Below are 17,521 nucleotides of genomic sequence, written 5' to 3' on the forward strand. Positions count from 1 at the left end.
TTGTCCGCGAGGGATCTCGCCGCCCGGGCGCAGTGGGCGAGGGCCCGGCGCGCGTACTCCGGGGAAGCGCCCGCGAGGGCCGGCGGACGGCGAGCGCACCTCCCGGCGCTGGCTGGGCGGCGGCGCCGAACGCGATCGCGGCAGAAGCGGAAGGGGACGCCGATGACCACCACCTCGGCCCAGCTCGAACCCGGCCAGGTGATGTGCCCGTACTGCCTCGAGATCGTCGTGTACGACGAACGGGCCCTGCACGTGCGCAACGAGAAGCTCCAGTTCGAGCGGCTCGACCTGGCCCGGCACACCAACCCGCTGCGGCGCGCCGACGTCCTGCGCGGGGCCTTCCAGCTGTGCGGCAACACCGACGGGGTGAAGGCGCACTACATCCCCGTCCCCTACCTCGTCCACGGCCGCCCCCTGACCGTCGCCATGGTCGGCACCTCCGGCACCGGCAAGAGCCATCTGCTGACCCAGATGATCGCCGAGGTCACCGACGGCGGACTGGAGCCGTACGGAGTGCGCTGGCAGTCCGTCAACCCGGCCGACCACTCGGAGTTCATCCGGGACCGGGTGGCTCTGCTGCGGGAGGGCAAGCAGCTGGAGTCCACCGGGCAGACCCCGTTCGCGGAGTTCGTCGAGGCGCTGCTCCTGACGGGGACGGACGGCCAGGTCAGGCCGGTGGCGTTCTTCGACCTGGGCGGCGAGGACCTGGTCCGCACGGACACCCTGCTGCGCTTCCTGCTCGGCGTCGACGCCCTGGTGTTCGTCGTGGACCCGCTGCTGGCCTGCGCGCTGCCGCAGCTGGACGAGGCCCGGGAGCAGTACCGGCTCGTCGTCAGCAGGAGCGACCCCGCCTTCGAGACGGTGCTGGACCGGCTGCCGCGCACGGGTGCCTACCTCGACGTGGCCACGGCCCTGGTGGTGGGCAAGGCCGACCTGCTGCGGTTCGAGCCGCCCGTCGACCGCTGGCTCGGCCGGCCCACGACGGCGCCGTTCGACCCGCACCGGATGCGTGAGGAGAGCCGTGACGTGTACGCCTTCCTGCGCCAGCACGCCGCGCCCGCCTGGCTGCGGCCGTTCGACAGCGCGCTGCGGTGCAGCCTGCACTTCGCCTCGGCCACCGGCGGCCAGCCGACCAACGGCTACTTCCCGCACGGGGTGCGGTCCCGGCGGGTGCTGGGCCCGCTGTTGTCGATCCTCGCCATGTGCGGAGCGCTGGGTGACAGCGCGCCGCGGCGGCCGTCCACGGTGAGGGCGTGAGACGTGGTGAACCAGCAGGGTGAACACCGACTGGACCAGGTCGTCTTCCGCTGGGAGGGCAACCGCCACCGCACCGGCACCGGCATCACCGCGGTGGCGTACTCGTGCGAGCGGGCCCGCGCCGAGGAACTGCACGAGGAACTCGCGCCGTTGCTCCAGACCGAGGGGACCGCGCAGCCGAGCCAGATCCGCCAGGTCCGCCGGGCCGACGGGCAGATCGTCGTCATCAACCGGCGACGGGGCCCCGACGCGCACGGCAGGCCCAGCACGGAGTCGCACGCCCTGATCGGCAGCCGGGAGGTGCTGAAGACCCGGGTGTGTCTGGCGCTCGGCCGGCTGCCGCTCCCGGTCGCCGTGGACGGACCGCCCGGGACCGACCCCGACCGCAGCCTGAGGACCCTCGGACGCGACGATCTCGCGGACGTCGTCCAGCCGGAGTGGCAGCGGTTCGCGGCCCGGGTGGAGACCGTACGCGAACCGCTCACCGTGGTCGCCGCCCAACTGCTGCGCACCCCCGGCCACTTCATGTCCGTACGGATCCCGGAGTTCTCGGCGGAGGGCACCAACGACACCCCGCTGCTGATCTGGGGACTGTCCGGGCTCTTCGACGGCTGGCTGGGGCGGGATTTCTGGACCTACGCGACCTACGACACCACGGACGGTCACGCGCTGCGCGTCATGGGTGTGCCGTCCTGGCGGACCTCGGCCGTCGAAAGCCCCCGGCTGGAGCGGATCGCCCTGGCCGAGGCGCCGGACGACGAGGCCCACGGGATCGCGGCGGAACTGGTGCGCAGGTTCCTCTCCGAGCCGGTCAAGGCGGAGGAGGTGCACCGGGTGCTGGAGCTGTGCCCCGCCGCCGACGTACCGCCGTGGCAGCGCCTGGCCGCCCTCGGGGAGCGGTTGCGGACGTCTCCGCTGTCCGCGGCGGTCGCCATGCCCGGCATCGACGGCCCCGCCGCGCCCCTGGGCGCCCCGGCCACCGATCCCCGGCACCTCGTCCCCGAAGGACGACCGGAGACGACCGTCGACCCGATCACCGACGGCGGGACGTCCGGCGGCATCCGCTTCGACGGCCTGCTGTCCGGCGGGGTGCGGGCGGACGGGCTCCTGTCCGGCGGGGTCCGGTCGGACGGACTCCTGCCCGATGGGGTGAGGTCGGACGGGCTCCTGTCCGAGGGGGTGCGGCCGGACGGCCTGCCGCCACGTGACGCGAGGTCGGACGGTCTGTCCGGTGACGTGCGGTCGGACGGCCTGCTGTCCGGTGACGTGCGGTCGGACGGGCCGCTGTCCGACGGGGTGCGGTCGGGCGGGCCGCCGTCCAGCGGCGTCCTGTTCGACGGTCCGGCGTCCGGTGGGATGCGGCCTGACGGCCCGGTGTCCGCCGGCTCCGGGGCCGGAGGCCCCGCCCCGGCGGCGGACCGCCTCCACGACCAGCCCGTCGACCCGCCGCTGCCCCACTCGCTCGGGATTTCGGAGTTCGGCGCGCCCCCGTACGCCCCGCCGGCACGGGAGGAAACCGCCGATGGCGCCCTGCCGGCCGGCACTCCTCCGCAGGCCGTGCGGCCCGCCGTGGAAGAGCCCCGCCGGGACCCGTCGCCGTACATGCCCCTCGAACCCCTGAGCCCCCTGCCCGAGCCCCTCACCAGGGGCCGCGGTCTGCTCAACGCCCTCCGGCCGGGCCGAAGGTACGGCTCCGTCCGAGAGGGCGGTGGCCTGTCCGACGCGGACCTTCTCGACCGACTGGACACCGTCGGCTTCCCGAGTCAGGAAGCCGACCTCCTCCTGAGCGCGCTGGCCTCCCGCACGACGCGGCGCACATGGGGGCAGGCCCTGCGGCTCGGCCGCCGGATGCTCTGGAAACGGCTGTACCTGCGCCACGACCGACGCCTCGGCGACGAGGGGGCCGGCGGCCCGGACCCGCGGCACGCCGCCGAGCGCGCGTTCTGGCTGCTCCACTGGGCCGTCCTGCCGTACATCGGGCACCAGCCGCTCGCGGACCACCTGGTGCACCTGATCCGCGAGGCCTGCAAGAGGGACGGACCGGCGGAGCGGCACTTCCTGCGGCTGATCGCCTTCACACCCGCCCACGGCGTGCCCCCGCTCCCGTCCGACGCCTGGTGGGAGCTGGTGCAGTACCTGCACAGGGCGGAAGCCGGGCCCCCTCCCGCGCCGCGGACCGGCACCCGACGGGACAGGGGACAGCCCCCGCACGCCGACGACATGTGGAAGGTCTTCTGCCTGGCGATGACCTGTGTCGCCGCCCTGCTGTTCCTCCTGCTGATGCTCGCCGTGTGACCGGCACCCACGAACGAAAGGAAAAGGACGACGCACATGACTTGCAAGGAAGGCCCGGGGGACGGCTGCGCCGGCACACGGCAGCGGGTTTTCATCAGCCACGGCTCGGCGGAGAGCCCGTACAGCTGGGAGGTCTGCGAGGAGATCCGCACGGCACTGACCGGCGCCGGGTACGAGGTGTTCCTGGACCGCCAGTCGCTGGACCACCAGGACGAGTGGAGCCCGCAGATCCACGAGGCACTGGACCGCTGCGACGCGGCCGTGTGCGTCCTCACCCACGAGGCGCTTCCCCGTAAGTGGCCCCGGAAGGAGGCGGAGATCCTGCACCACCGGCAGGGCCAGCAGAACGTCTTCCTGATCGTGGTCCTGCTCGACGGGGTCCAGCCGGGCGACCTGGACAAGGCCGACCTCGATGTCCTGAACAAGACGCAGGCCCTCAAGTACGAGGCGGGGGCCGGGCCGGGAGGCATAGCCGCCGACGTGGTCGAGGAGTTCGCCCCGTTGTCCGCGCCGCCCTGCGAGGGACCGTCCATGTGCGACTGGGTCGAGCGGGTCTCGCAGCGCATCGGGGACGTGGACGGCAGGGTCCTGGAGGCCGCCGCGCGCAAACTCGGGCTGGAGCAGGGCGAAGCCCACCGGGCACGGAACTTCAACGGCGCGCACTTCCTCGCCCGGACCCTGCTGGACGCCGGACTCGGGGACACGGTCCCCCTCGCCGTCAGCCATCTCGACCCGTCCCTGCGCGGGGCCGGACCGCGCCTCGCGCAGGACCTGGCGCCGAGCTGGGTGAAGGAGGAGGCGACCCGCGCCTTCGTCCCCGACACGGAGACGGGGGAGGGCAGGACCATCCTGCTCACCGCACGCATCCAGAAGACCGCGGAGCACCACATCGGGCGCGCGATGCGCCAGGACCGGGCACGCTACGTCGAGACGTCGCTCGACCCGCTGCGCGCCGACGAGGCGATGACCGCCGTCGACGTCGTGGAAGGACTGCGGCAGGCCCTGGACCGGCTGATGATCCCGGTCGGCGACGGACCGTGGCCCGATCCGCAGACCCATGTGTTCGCGGTCCTGCCCGTCGAGCGGCGCGGCCGCCGAAGGCTAGCCGCCGTCGTCGAGGAACTCCGGCTCAAGGCGCCCTGGCTCCATGTCGTCGCCCTGCTGGAGGACCCGCCCGACGACACCGAACAGCAGGAGTGGGGCCTCAAGAAGGCCGTCGTGGCCCGGCCCGCACTGGACCCGGTCCAGGAGAAGAACGGCCACCGGCGCGTCCACCGGCTGAACCAGGCCGTCCAAGTGGAGTACACCGCCCCGTCCTGGAGCACCGCATGCCGCTGAAGCACGACGACTACTCACGCATCCGCACCTGGGGCACCACGGACCGCGGCGACGGGTCCCGCTATCTGATGCCCGACGAGGGCAGGCTGGCCGTGCAGGTGGCGCTCGCCACCGGCCGCCCGCTGCTGCTGCGCGGCAGCCCCGGCTGCGGCAAGTCCTCGCTCGCCGCGCACATCGCGGAGCTGCGGGGCTGGCGGTACTACGAGCACGTGGTCACCTACCGCACCCAGGCCACCGACCTGCTCTGGACCTTCGACACGGTGCGGCGCCTCGCGGACGCGCAGGCCCGCAACGGGGACGGGCCGCTGGACGACCACGCGTACGTGCGGCCGGGGCCCCTGTGGTGGGCGTACGCCCGGGACTCGGCGCTGTGGCGGGGGCGCGCGGACGCGGAGCGCGCGGACGTCGAACCCTGCCCCGAGCCCATGTCCGAGACGAACGCCGGGCGCGACCGGGACCGCGCCGTCGTGCTCATCGACGAGATCGACAAGGCGGACCCGGACGTCCCCAACGGACTGCTCGTGCCGTTGGGCGCCGCCGACTTCACGGTGGCGGAGACCGGGAGCCCCGTACAGCTGGAACGGCCGACCACGGCCGGGCCCACCGCCCCCCGCCACCTGGTGGTGATCACGACCAACGACGAGCGGGAGCTGCCGCAGGCGTTCCTGCGGCGGTGCGTCGTCGTCTCCCTGCCGTCCCCCGACAAGGACAGGCTGGTCGAGATCGCCCGGGAGCACCTCAAGGGCCGGGAGGCTCCCGAGGGGTGGGAGCGGCTGGCCGAGGCGGTGGCGGCGGAGGTCGGGAAGGCTCGCGCGCAGGCCCGCCGGGACGGGGTGCGGGAGCCGAGCACCGCCGAGTACCTGGACGCGCTGTACGCGTGCCTCTCGCTCGGCATCACCGTCTCCGGGGACCCGCGCTGGGAGCGCCTGCGGGACCTCGTACTCCTCAAGAACCAGCAGCCCGGGGAGGGTCCGACGGCGTGACGGGAGACAGCGACCGGCGCGGGAGCCGGAGGGCCGGCGGGCGGGGACCCCGCGACCGCGCGGACGTGTGGCTCGGGGACCTCGCCCTTGCCCTGGAGGCGATCGACTGCACCGAGGAGGACCGGCTGCGGATCGTCTCCATGCTGGGGCTGAGGCCGCGGTCCGAGGCGGCGCCGGGACGGGACGCGAGCCCGCGACGGTCTCCCGCCGCAGGACGCGACGCCCCTTCCCGGCCTCCGCGGACGACGGTCCTCCGCCTCGATCCCGCCCCCGTGGCGGAGCCGGCCCCGAGCACGGCGTCCTCGACGGCACCGGCCCCGCCCGTGGCGGACGTCCTGGCGGAAGCCGTACCGGTCCCCGACCGCCCGCGGCCCGCGGTCCCGGACGCGCCACGGGACGCGGACGGCCCGTCGGCGCCCGGGGCACCGGCCGACCGCAGCGGAAGGGCCGCACCCGGCCCGGACACCGGCGCGCACGGCGAGCCCGAGCCGCTGCCCCCGGACGCCGTTCCGGTCCCGCCCTCTCACCGGCCGGCGCCGGTGGAGTCCACCCGCACCTGGCAGCACACCTGGGCCCACGCCCCGCTGCCCCGCCCCGAGCCCGACCGGATGCGCGGTCAGCCGCCGTACACCCCTCTGCTGGCCCGCAGTTCGACGGTCGCCCTGCTGGAGGCGGCGCTGTCGGACACCGCCCGGGACGGGGACGTCGACATCGAGCGGGTCGTGGAGTCCCTCGCCCGGGGGCTGCCCCTGGCCTTCCTGCCCCGGCGCGCGCGGCGGACCCTGCGGCACGGTGTGCAGATCCTCGTCGACCACGGCCCCGCCATGGAACCGTTCGCCCGGGACCAGACCGAGCTGTGTGCCCGGGTGCGCGCCCTGGTCGGCAAGGACAAGACCCGCGAACTCCACTTCGCATACTCCCCGCTGCGCGGCGCGGGCACGGGACCGGCGTGGACCTGGCGGGCGTACACGCCGCCGTCCCGCGGGGGCGCGGTCCTCCTGCTGAGCGACTGCGGCACGATCGGCCCGCCGGGTGATCCCGCCCGCGGTACCCCGCAGGAGTGGCAGCGCTTCGCCGACGCGGTACGACGTGCGGGGGCCCGTCCGCTGGCCCTGCTCCCGGTGCCGCCGGGACGCGTCCCGGGGTGGCTGCCGGCCGTCATGCCCGCGCTGAGCTGGGACCGCGGCACCACGGTCGGCCGCGTCGCGGCCCAGGTGGGTGCCTGGCGCGAGCGCTGCGGTGCCCCCTTGCGGCCGTCGCCGACCGAGGGCGGACCGTCATGACCCCGCCCGCCGGCCACGGCGAGGACACCGAGGAGGCGTGGCGGGACCTGCCGCCCGCCCCGCCGCCCCACGCGGTCGACCTGGCCACGCTGCTCAGCACGACCGTCCGGATCGAGCCCGAGCTGATCCGGGCCGTGCGGGTCGCGCTGCTGCCGCAGGCCGACGTCGGCGCGGAGTCCGACCTCTGGTTCAGCCGGTGGACGGCGACCCGCAGCGCCCGGGCCATGGTGCTCCGGCTCGACGTCCAGCGCGCGCTGCGCCCCCGGCTGCCCGAAGTCCTCGCGCGCTGCGCGGCCCCGCCGGGTGTCGCCCCGGCGGACCGGCTGTCCGAACTGATCACCAGCCGGCACGACCACCTCTCCCCGCTCATGCGCGTCGAGGAGAAGGCACTGTGGCTCCTGTCGACCGACGAGGGCGACGGCGCCGGCGTGCGGCGGGCCGAGGAGGCCCTGCGGTCCGTGCTGCGCGCCCTGGTCGAGGAAGAGGGCCGAGAGGCGATCGCCGACTGGATCGTCAGCGTGGCCCGGCGGCTGCCGCCGGGGCTGCGGCGCACGGTCACCGGCTGGCAGTTCCGCTCCGTCGCCTCCTTCCTGGAACCGGCCGCCGAGACCGGCGGGCGTGACGTCCCCGCGATCGGATGCCGGGACGTCGCGCTCGTGAAGGACGCGGTGCTCGCGTCGGGGGAGGGCCAGATCCCCGACACCCTCGTCGCCGTCCGGCGCGTTGGGGACACGCTGCACATCGTGGGGGAACCCGAGGGCGAGCCGGATTCCCTCCTCATCAGCGTCCCGGCGACCGACCCCCTCGTCCTCGAAGTGCGGACCGGCCCGGACGACCCCGCCCGGCCGCTCCACCTCACCCCCGGCGAACGCGTCACGGTGCCCGGCTGCACCCCCGGCACCCGGCTGACGACCGGGAACGGCCATGTCTACGCCCCCTTCCCCGCCCTCCGCCCCCCGCCGGTACGGCAGGCGGCACCCCCCGCGGAGCCCCCGACGGTCTTCCTGCGGTCCGCCTCCCAGGACTCCTTCACGCAGAAAGTCCGCGACCGGCTGGACGTTCGCCTCCAAGGGCTCGGTTGCGAGGTCCGCGACCTCGACGAACTGTGGCCGAGCCACCTCCGGCCCGGCACCGGGGCTCCCTGGCCCGCCCGGATGGACGCCGTGGTGTTCCTGCTCGACGGGGAACTGCTCGGCTCGTCGGCCGTGCACGACCAGATCGAGATCCTCAACGCCTGGGCGGACCGGAACGGGTCGCCCAGGCCCCTGCTCGTCCCCCTGCGGGACTGCCCCCACGAGGGCAGGGAGACCCTCGCCCGCCGGACGGGGGCGCTGCCGCACCAGTGGGCCACGGCCGTCGTGGACCGCCCTTGGCGGTTCGACCACGCCTGGGGGGACGGCCACGCGTGGGAGACGGCGCAGTACATCGTCCCTTGGTACGGCGTCGATCAGATGTCCCGCGTCGGCGGGACCCCGTTCCCGACGAGGTACCACCTCCTCGCCCGGGTGCTCGAGAAGAACCTGCGCCGGTACGCCGCCGACGGCGACCGGGCCGTCCTGGAGCGCGCGGCGGGCCTGTTCTTCCCCGACCTGGAAGCCCCGTTGCCCGCCGACGAGGCGGCGGTTCCCGCGCATGTGCTCCTGGCCCGGGCCTGGCGGCGGCTCGCGCGCCTGACCGGCGGTGTCGACGAGGCCCACGCCGCGGTGCGCCTGCTGCGGCAGGTGGTGGCCCGGATCCGGCTCGCTGCCGGGGCGCCGGACGACCGGGGCGCGGCACCGCCGCTCGGTCCGGCCCTGACCGAACTGCTGCGTGCCTGGTCGGAGTACGTGCGGCTGACCGAGGGAACCGTGTTGCCGGAGCACACACTGGCCGGGCTCGACGAAGCGGTCGGTCTCGCCCGCGAGGCCCTCGGGACCGCTCCGCGCAGCGACGCCCCCGCCGAACTGACCGCCTGCCTCGCCCGCGTCGCGGCGAGCGAGGTGTGGCTGCGCCGTCATCCCGCGCAGACGGAGGCGGTGGCCCGGCTCAACCTCGACGCCGCCGGCTCCGGACCCCACGCGGACCGGATCACCGCGGCCCGCACCGCCGCCCGGCTCGCGGTCACGGCGGACGCGATGCCGCTGGCGGTACGGGCCCACGACCGCTGGTTCGCGCTGCTGGAGGAGACCGACTGGGACCACGCCGACCGGGCCGGACGCCCCGGCATGACCGAGGGCACGGCGGGCGCGGCGGAGAACGCCGCGGCCTGCGTGCTCGCGGCGGGCGAACCGCCCACCGAGGCGCTGCGCCTCCTGGAGCGCGGCCTCGCCGTCCACCGGGTCGTCCTGGCCGCCCGCTCCCTGTACGGCCCGGACGCGGACACCTGCCAGCCGGAATGGCGGCGACGCTCCGCCCTGCGCCGCGAACTCTCCCGGCTCTCCGCGCACCGGCCGTCGGCCGGGTCGCGCCGAGACGGCCCGGTGGCCGTGCTCCTCGCGTCGGACCTGCCCGGTGCCGCGCTGATCCTCGACGACGGGACGCTCACCCCCGTGTCCCTCCCCGGTCTCACCGCCGCGACCGCGCGCCGGTGGTCGCCGGGCGACCCGGACCTGCGCGCGGCACTCCGCCCGGTGGCGGAGCACCTCGACCGCGCGGCCCGGCACGGGGACGCCTCCCGGCCGCGCCGGGTGTTCTGGTGCCCGACCGGACCGCTCGCCCGCCTCCCGGTCCACGAGGCCTGGCCCCCGGCACCGGACGGCACGGGCGCGGTGCCCTCGTACGTCTCCGCCCCGTCCGCCTTCCTCGGTACCGGCCACACCGGCCCCGCACCGGCCGGAGTGCGCCCCGTGGTGGTGGTCTCACCCGGGGGCGGCGACACGGCCTGGGCGGCACGGGCCGAGGCGGAACTGCGCGCCCTCGCGGACACGGGCATGGACTTCGACCTCCTCACCGGGGGCCAGGCGACCCGCTCGGCCGTCCTCGAAGCCGCCGCGAACGTCGACGTCGTCCACCTGGTCGCCCGCTCGGTGCCGCGTTCCGGCGGCTGGGCGATCGCGCTGGCGGACGGACCGCTCACCGGCGCCGACATCGCCGCCGCCGACCTGTCCCGCACCCGCCTCACGGTCCTGTCCGGCTACGGCGAGTCCAGCGGCTCGGGCAGCGAACCCGACCGCGACACCCTGGTCGGCGGCCTGCGCCGGGCGGGCTGCCGGCACGTCGTCACCTCGCTCACCCCGCCCGGCACGTCCGCCCCGGGCGTCGACACCCTCATCACACGGTTCTACGGCGTCCTCCTGGACGGCGGCAGGATCCCTCGACCCGATCTGGCCCCCTTCGCCCTGCACCGGGCGGGCCAGGCCGCGCACCGGCCGGCACCGGACCGGCGCCCGCCCCACCATGTCGTGCACATCGGCACCTAGACCGACCGGAGAGCCCGTGACCGCCACCAGCGACGTCGCCAAGCCCTACACGTCCGACGAGATCAAGCATCTGGAGTTCATCCAGGCGGTGGTGACCCGCCTCGGCAACGGCTCATTCCTGATCAAGGGATGGACCATGACGGTCTGCGGAGTCTTCTTCGGGGTCCTGGTCAACCGTCTGAGCTGGCAGCTCGCGGCGGCGGGCCTGATCCCGGTGCTCGGATTCTGGCTGCTGGACTCCTACTACCTCAGGCAGGAGCGGCTGTTCCGCGAGCTGTACGACGACGTGCGGGGCCGCGTCTCGGGGGTGCCGCCGTTCGCCATGGACGTCCGCCCCTATCTGCCCCGCGTCACCCTGGGCGCGGTGGCCCTGTCCCGCACGATGACCAACTTCTACGGGATCATCGCGCTCGTCGACCTGGTCTTCGTCACGGCGGCGGTCGTCGCGGGCCGCTGAGCCCCCGTGTTGTACCGTGCGGCCATGTCAGCAGGCGAGCACGGAGCCGAGGACTGCCCCTTCTGCGAGATCGTCGCGGGCCGGGCGCCCGCGAGGATCGTCCATGAGTCACCGCACACGCTGGCCTTCCTGCCACTGCGCCCCGCGACCCCCGGGCACACCCTGATCGTGCCCAGACGGCACGTCAGGGACCTGTGGCAGCTGACGCCCGAGACGGCCCACCCCGTGATGGACTCCGTCCTGCTGGTCGCGCGGGGCATCAGGGCGGCGCTCGCCCCGGACGGAGTGAACCTCATCAACTCGGCCGGCGAGGCCGCCTCGCAGACGGTCTTCCACCTTCACATGCATCTCGTCCCCCGGTGGACGGACGATGCCATGGGCTCCCTGTGGCCCGCGCCCGGCGACGGCGACGAGGCCGAACAGGACCGCCTGGCCACGGTGTTGAGGGAGGGAATCGCCCTGGCGCGGTGACGGGTCAGCGCAGTGCCGGATGGTCCGCCACGACCGTGCAGCTGCCCGGGGCGATCTCCGTGAAGCCCGCGTCCCTGACCAACGGCAGCCCGCTCGCGGTGAGTTCGGGCCAGCGGGCCGGGTCCGCGGTACGTACGGTGAGGGGGAAACCGGCGTCGCGCCACGCGGTCCGCTCCTCCTCCGACAGCTCCCACCACGCCAGTTGGGCACCGTGGCCGACCTGGGCCATCGCCTTGCCGGCCGACATGTCGAGGCCGGGGTTGAGCCAGATCACCGGTGCCGAGGGGTCCGCGTCGGCCGGCGGCTCGGGATCGTCGAGGTCGGTCCCGGACACCTGGAGCTTCGCCAGCTCCTTGGGCCACCCGTCCAACGGCACCGGCGGAAACACCCGCACCTCCGCCGCCTTCCCCGTCACGGTGATCCCGTCCAACGCCTCGGCCCGCCGCCACTCGGCCCCCCGAGCCCGCCGCACGACCTTCCTGATCCGAGCGTCCTGCCACTCCCGCACAACCTGAGCCCACTCCCCGTCCCCAAGGGCCCGCCCATCACTGAGCATCACGAGCACGGCCCGGGCGGCGGTTTCGAGGGCATCGGTCCGGGCGGGCGGAGCGTCCCGCTCAATCCGCACGACGAGGGGCAACACATACTGCGGCGCCTCGTCACGGGCGGTGCGCTCGGAACGAAAGGGGCTGGTCGTCGAATCATCGCTCACGCCGTCACCCTAAGGGGCGCGGGGCTGTGTCGATTTGCGGCTCCGCCGCGCGGGCGCGACCAGCCACAGACAGCCCGCACCCCACATCAGTCAGAACCACCCCTGACCAACTCGGAAACCTTCACGAACCGATACCCCCGGGAACGAAGCACCGGCACCACCTCCCGCACCACCGCCTCCGTCGTCGGCGCCGCACTCCGCGTGCAGTGCATCACCACGACAGACCCCGGCCGCACCCCTTCCAACACCTGCGAGGACACAGCCGACGCATCCGTCGCGAACGCATCCCCACTCACCACGTCCCACTGCACCGCGGTCACCCCGGCAGGGACAAGCGCCTTCAGCGCCGCACGGTCATAACACCCACCCGGAAACCGGAAGTACGGCAGAGCCCCCCGCACCCCCGCCCGCCGAAACGCCCCGTACGCCCGCTCCACATCCGCCCGCATCCGCTCCTCGGGAACGGTCGGCAGCCCATAACAGTCCGCCGTGAACGCGTAGTGGCTGTACGAGTGGTTGGCGACCTCGAACAACGGATCCCGCCCGATGGCCCGAGCCTGCGCGGGATACTCCTCCGCCCACCGCCCCGTCATGAACACGGTCGCCGGCACCTTCAGCGACCGCAGCGCCGCGATCAGCCCCGGATTGTCGAACCGTTCCCCCGAAGCCGCCCGCGCCCCCTGATCGGCCGTCATGTCCGCATCGAAGGTGAGCGCGACGACCTTCCCGTCCCCCCGCGACCCGTGCCGGAAGACGGGCGTCAGCCCACCGGGCCCGGGCGCGAGGGTGGGAGGGACGGACGGCGCAGGGGCGGGCGCGCTCACGGCGGAGACCGGCCGCACGACCTGAGAGGGCGCACCCCCGCACCCGGTGAGCACGGCTCCCACGAAGCAGACGGCAGCAGCACGTCGTACAAGAATGATCACCGTACGAACGTATGGGGACACCCCTCATAAACAGGCCGACGCGGCGATGAAGTCACCCGCTCAGATGTCCCGCTGTTCCAGCGGCCGGGTCGCCGGGCCCTGGATCACCTTGCCGTTGGTGTCGAAGCGGGAACCGTGGCAGGGGCACTCCCAGGCCGTCTCGGCGGCGTTGAAGGAGACCAGGCAGCCGAGGTGGGTGCAGCGGGGGGAGACGGCGTGGAGGGCGCCGTCGTCGTCGCGGTACACCGCGAGCCGGTGGCCGTCGACGCGGACCACCGAGCCCTCGCCGGGCGGCAGCGACTCCAGCGGGGGCGACGGACGCAGCCGGTCGCCGACGAAGTGCCGGGCCACCTCGGCCTGGGTCTTCAGGAAGGCCGGCGCCTCCCGTACGGCGGGCTTCAGCCGGCGCGGGTCGTACAGCTCGCCCCACTCGCAGGGCTCGCCGCCGATCAGCGCCGTGAGCAGCCGGCCCGCCATGATCCCGCCGCTCAGGCCCCAGCCGCCGAAGCCGGTGGCGACGTACGTGTGCCGGGCGCCCGCGTGCAGCGGGCCGACCATGGGCACGGTGTCGGTGGGGTCGTTGTCCTGGGTGGCCCAGGAGTGGGTGAGGTCGGCGTCCGGGAAGTGGTCGTGGGCCCAGGCGGTGAGGCGGTCGAAGCGCTCCCGGGTGTCGCCGGTGCCGGGCGTGAAGTGCTCGCCGGTCACCACCAGCAGCCGGTCCTCGCCGTGCGGTGCCGTACGGACCGAGCGGGTTCCCTCGTCCGGGGTGATGTACATGCCGTCCGGGTCGTGGGAGCGGTCGATCGGTCCCGCGACGACCAGCTCGCGGCGCGGCGAGAGCCGGGCGAAGAGGAAGGCCCGGTCGAAGACCGGGTAGTGCGTGGCGACCACCACGTCCCGGGCCCGTACCGTCGCCCCGGTGTCGGTCGACAACCGGCACGGCTCGCCCTCGTCGAGGCCGAGGACGGTGGTGTGCTCGTGCACGGCCGCGCCCGCGGCGACCAGGTCGTCGGCGAGCGCCAGCAGGTACTTGCGCGGATGGAACTGCGCCTGCCCGGTGACCCGGACCGCCCCCGCGACCGGGAACGGCAGCCCGGTCTCCGTCACGAAGGAAGCGGGCAGCCCGGCCTCCGCGGCCGCCCGCGCCTCGGCCCGCAGCTCGTCGGTCCGGCCCGCGTCGCAGACGTAGGTGTAGGCGCTACGGCGCTCCCACTCGCAGTCGATCCCCAGCTCCTCGGTGATCTCGTACGCCCGCTCGATCGCCTCGGTCTGCGAGCGGGCGTAGAGCCGGGCGCCCTCGGGACCCCGAGTGCGGCGCAGCCTGGCGTAGATCAGGGTGTGCAGCGCGGTCAGCTTGGCGGTGGTGTGGCCGGTGACCCCGGCCGCGACCCTTCCGGCCTCCAGTACGGCGACCCGCCGCCCCGCCCGCATCAGCTCCCACGCCGTGCTCAGCCCGGCGATCCCGGCGCCGATCACGGCCACGTCGACTTCGAGGTCCTCGGTGAGTTTTTGAAAGGGCTCCCCAGGCGCCGTCTCCAGCCAGTACGAGCCGCTGACGTGCGAGTTCTCGGTCATGGGGGCCGGGTACCCCGGCGCGCGGAGTTGAGAGCCTGCTTCTGAACCCCCGCCTGCGCCCCGACGCCCGGCACGCACCCTCGCCGCACGTCGTCGCAGGACAGGTGGCTCCGCCACATGACCTGCGACGCCGCACACCGAGGGCACGCACCGAACGCCGCTGCGCCCGCGCTCCGCGCGGACGACGGGGGTTCAGAAGCCGGCTCTCAGTGGGCGAGCAGCCGCGCCCGGCATTCGGCGATGTCGAAGTCCGCCTTCGGGTACTGCGGGCCCAGTTCCCGGAGGTGTTCCAGGAGGAGGCGGCTGACCGCCCAGTTGCGGTACCACTTGTGGTCGGCGGGGACGACGTACCAGGGCGCGTGCGGGGTGGAGCAGCGCTCCAGGGCGATCTCGTACGCCTGCTGGTAGGCGGGCCACAGGGCGCGTTCGTCGATGTCGGACGGGTTGAACTTCCAGTGCTTGTCCGGGCGGTCGAGGCGTTCCAGGAGCCGGGCGCGCTGCCTGTCGTACGAGATGTGCAGAAAGCACTTGATGACGGTGACGCCGTCGTCCGCGAGGGACTTCTCGAAGCGGTTGATCTCGTCGTAGCGGCGCTCGATCTCCTCGGGCGGGGCCAGCTCGCGGACCCGGGCGATCAGGACGTCCTCGTAGTGCGAGCGGTCGAAGATGCCCAGCTCGCCGGGGTGGGGGAGGGCCCGCTTGATCCGCCACAGGAAGGAGTGCTTCAGCTCTTCGGCGGTGGGGGCCTTGAACGCCCGGATACGGCAGCCGGACGGGTTGAACAGGCCGATGGCGTGCTTGACCGTGCCGCCCTTGCCGCTGGTGTCCATGCCCTGGAGGACCAGCAGGATCCGGCGCCGGTCGCCCGCCGTGCTCGCCGCGAACAGGCGCTCCTGGAGGTCGGCGAGGGGCTCGCCCAGGGCGCTGGTCGCGGCCTTGCCCGCCCTCTTGTCGGGCGGACCGGCGGGGGTGCCCCCGGCGTCGTACGCGGTCAGGTCCACCGGCTTGCCACCGGGAACACGCAGCAACTCACGCAGCGCGAGCTCGGCACGGGACTTCTTCGCCATGGGGGCACCCCTTACGATCCGGTCCCTCGATCCTGCGCCGGGGAACCGGACCGCGCCAGCCGTCGGCGGCCAGGGCCTGTCCGGCGGATCATGCCGGCGTCGCGGGGCTGGGCACGCCCTCCCCCACTGCCTCAAGGGCGTGGGAGGTGCCCCCAGCCGCGTTGTCGTCGGTTGCCGAAGCTTCGCTTCGCCGCCCTCCTCCGCCTTGCAGCCAGACGCACCCAACCCCGCTCACCTGCACCGGTCGGCACCGTGTCTCACAGCCGGCCTGATCCGCCGGACAGGCCCTAGCGGCGCCAGGGGCCGGTCACTGCGAAGGTCGTGCCGGGGGTGTAGCAGTTGACGTACATCGTCTGGCCGTCCGGGGAGAAGGTGACGCCCGCGAACTCGCCCCACTCCGGGGCCTCGGGCGTCCCGATGTTCTGCCGGCCGCGGGCCATGGCGTACACCTCGCCCTTCCTGGTCACGCCGAAGACGTGCTGCGCGCCGTTGCCGTCCTCGCACACCATCAGACCGCCGCTCGGCGCGAGGCAGATGTTGTCCGGGGACTCGCCGGGCAGCTGGACGTCGGTGTCCGGGCCGAAGACGATCACCAGGGTGAGCCGGCGCTCGGCGGGGTCGTAGCGCCAGATCTGCCCGTAGTGGTCGGCGGCCGAGCCGTCCGCGCTGTGCGCGAAGGACGACACGAAGTAGACGCAGCTGCCGCCCCAGTAGCAGCCCTCCAGCTTCTGGGCGTGCGTGATGCCCTTAGGGCCGAAGTCCTGGAGGCGGACGGGGGTTTCCGTGGCCAGCGGGTCCGGTACGTCGACCCACCGGATGCCGTCGAAGGAGGCACCCGGCTCCTGGATCACCGAGAGATCCGGTACGCCGGGGACGCGCATCGCCTGGAGCCGGCCGCCCGCGCGCAGCGAACCGAGGCCACCGAGAGGCTCGTTCGGCAGGAAGCGGTAGAAGAGGCCGAAGGGCTTGAGGAAGGCGTCCTCGGTCTCGTAGACGATCCCGCGCTTCGGGTCGATCGCGATCGCCTCGTGCTGGAAGCGGCCCATCGCGGTCAGCGGTACGGCGCCCGAGCGGTGCGGATCGACGGGGTCGACCTCGAAGATGAACCCGTGGTCCTTGGTGTAGCCGTTGGTACCGGCCCGGTCCTCGGTCTCCTCGCAGGTCAGCCAGGTGCCCCAAGGGGTCGGCCCGCCCGCGCAGTTGACGGCCGTACCGGCGATGGCGACCCGCTCGGACAGCACCTCGCCCTGCCGGTCCAGCGTCAGCGCCGTACAGCCGCCCTTGCCCGCCGGGTCGTAGGTCAGGCCCTCGACGGTCGGGACGGAGATCGCGGCCGTGGGCCGGTTCTCGTGGTTGCGGACCAGGTGCACCCGGCCCTTTCTGCCGGGCAGCGCGGTCATGCCGTCGTGGTTGGAGGGCACTTTGCCCTCGCCGGAGCGGAGTGGGTCCCCTTCGCGGGAGAGGACCTTGTAGCGGAAGCCCTTGGGGAGGTCGAGCAGCCCCTTGGGGTCGGGGACCAACGGGCCGTAGCCGGTGTGGCCGAGCGACTGGGCGGCGGCGGTGCCCGCGAAGAGCTCGGAGAGGGCGCCCGTGAAGGCGATGCCCACTCCCAAGGCGCCGGAACGGGCGAGGACCTGACGTCGTGTCGCCTCGCGACCGGACTGAGACATGGCGAAAGAACCTTCCTGCTGGCGGACAGGACTGTGATTTCGCTGTGTCTATCACCTGGTCCGGGCTGCGGGAACCACGCGTGGAGCGT

General features: G+C 73.9%; 13 protein-coding genes. 8 read left to right on the forward strand and 5 right to left on the reverse strand.

The genetic code is table 11. The annotated features are described in order from the left end of the window. Window positions 1-162: 162 nt before the first annotated feature. The 8 genes from ABZ896_RS35430 to ABZ896_RS35465 are packed head-to-tail and all read left to right on the forward strand — an operon-like array spanning window position 163 to window position 11,482. Complete coding sequence (locus ABZ896_RS35430) at window positions 163-1,257, forward strand: hypothetical protein (protein WP_360938243.1); 1,095 nt, start codon at window positions 163-165, stop codon at window positions 1,255-1,257. Window positions 1,258-1,260: 3 nt separating this feature from the next. Further along, on the forward strand, window positions 1,261-3,552 hold the full coding sequence (locus ABZ896_RS35435) for a hypothetical protein (RefSeq protein ID WP_360938246.1): 2,292 nt from the start codon (window positions 1,261-1,263) through the stop codon (window positions 3,550-3,552). 36 nt (window positions 3,553-3,588) lie between these two features. After that, the gene (locus ABZ896_RS35440) at window positions 3,589-4,890 is read left to right on the forward strand and encodes a toll/interleukin-1 receptor domain-containing protein (RefSeq protein ID WP_360938249.1); all 1,302 of its coding nucleotides are present in this window, start codon (window positions 3,589-3,591) and stop codon (window positions 4,888-4,890) included. Then, entirely contained in the window at window positions 4,881-5,873 is a 993-nt protein-coding gene (locus ABZ896_RS35445; RefSeq protein ID WP_360938252.1) for a MoxR family ATPase, read from the forward strand. Before ABZ896_RS35440 ends, ABZ896_RS35445 begins: the two co-directional genes overlap by 10 nt. Further along, window positions 5,870-7,156 (forward strand): hypothetical protein, encoded by a 1,287-nt coding sequence (locus tag ABZ896_RS35450; RefSeq protein ID WP_360938255.1) that lies wholly within the window; start codon window positions 5,870-5,872, stop codon window positions 7,154-7,156. The genes ABZ896_RS35445 and ABZ896_RS35450 overlap by 4 nt, the downstream gene beginning before the upstream one ends. Continuing rightward, window positions 7,153-10,554, forward strand: coding sequence for a CHAT domain-containing protein (locus ABZ896_RS35455; protein ID WP_360938258.1), 3,402 nt, complete (start codon window positions 7,153-7,155; stop codon window positions 10,552-10,554). The genes ABZ896_RS35450 and ABZ896_RS35455 overlap by 4 nt, the downstream gene beginning before the upstream one ends. A gap of 16 nt (window positions 10,555-10,570) precedes the next feature. Further along, a complete protein-coding gene (locus tag ABZ896_RS35460; RefSeq protein WP_360938261.1) occupies window positions 10,571-11,011 on the forward strand; it encodes a hypothetical protein in 441 nt (146 codons plus the stop codon). A 24-nt stretch (window positions 11,012-11,035) separates the two neighbouring features. After that, window positions 11,036-11,482: an HIT family protein gene (locus ABZ896_RS35465; RefSeq protein ID WP_360938264.1), complete on the forward strand. Its 447-nt coding sequence runs from the start codon at window positions 11,036-11,038 to the stop codon at window positions 11,480-11,482. Window positions 11,483-11,486: 4 nt separating this feature from the next. Here ABZ896_RS35465 and ABZ896_RS35470 read toward each other — a convergent pair whose 3' ends face one another. From ABZ896_RS35470 to ABZ896_RS35490, 5 genes are all read right to left on the reverse strand, one after another. Further along, window positions 11,487-12,194: a peptidyl-tRNA hydrolase gene (locus ABZ896_RS35470; protein WP_360938267.1), complete on the reverse strand. Its 708-nt coding sequence runs from the start codon at window positions 12,192-12,194 to the stop codon at window positions 11,487-11,489. A gap of 86 nt (window positions 12,195-12,280) precedes the next feature. Beyond that, window positions 12,281-13,120, reverse strand: coding sequence for a polysaccharide deacetylase family protein (locus ABZ896_RS35475; protein WP_360938270.1), 840 nt, complete (start codon window positions 13,118-13,120; stop codon window positions 12,281-12,283). 60 nt (window positions 13,121-13,180) lie between these two features. After that, complete coding sequence (locus ABZ896_RS35480) at window positions 13,181-14,695, reverse strand: FAD-dependent oxidoreductase (RefSeq protein ID WP_360938273.1); 1,515 nt, start codon at window positions 14,693-14,695, stop codon at window positions 13,181-13,183. A gap of 206 nt (window positions 14,696-14,901) precedes the next feature. Next, complete coding sequence (locus ABZ896_RS35485) at window positions 14,902-15,762, reverse strand: PPK2 family polyphosphate kinase (protein WP_360938276.1); 861 nt, start codon at window positions 15,760-15,762, stop codon at window positions 14,902-14,904. 287 nt (window positions 15,763-16,049) lie between these two features. Further along, a complete protein-coding gene (locus ABZ896_RS35490; protein ID WP_360938279.1) occupies window positions 16,050-17,432 on the reverse strand; it encodes a PhoX family protein in 1,383 nt (460 codons plus the stop codon). Window positions 17,433-17,521: the final 89 nt, after the last annotated feature.

The organism is Streptomyces sp. NPDC047072 (assembly GCF_040643855.1).
Taxonomy (GTDB): domain Bacteria; phylum Actinomycetota; class Actinomycetes; order Streptomycetales; family Streptomycetaceae; genus Streptomyces.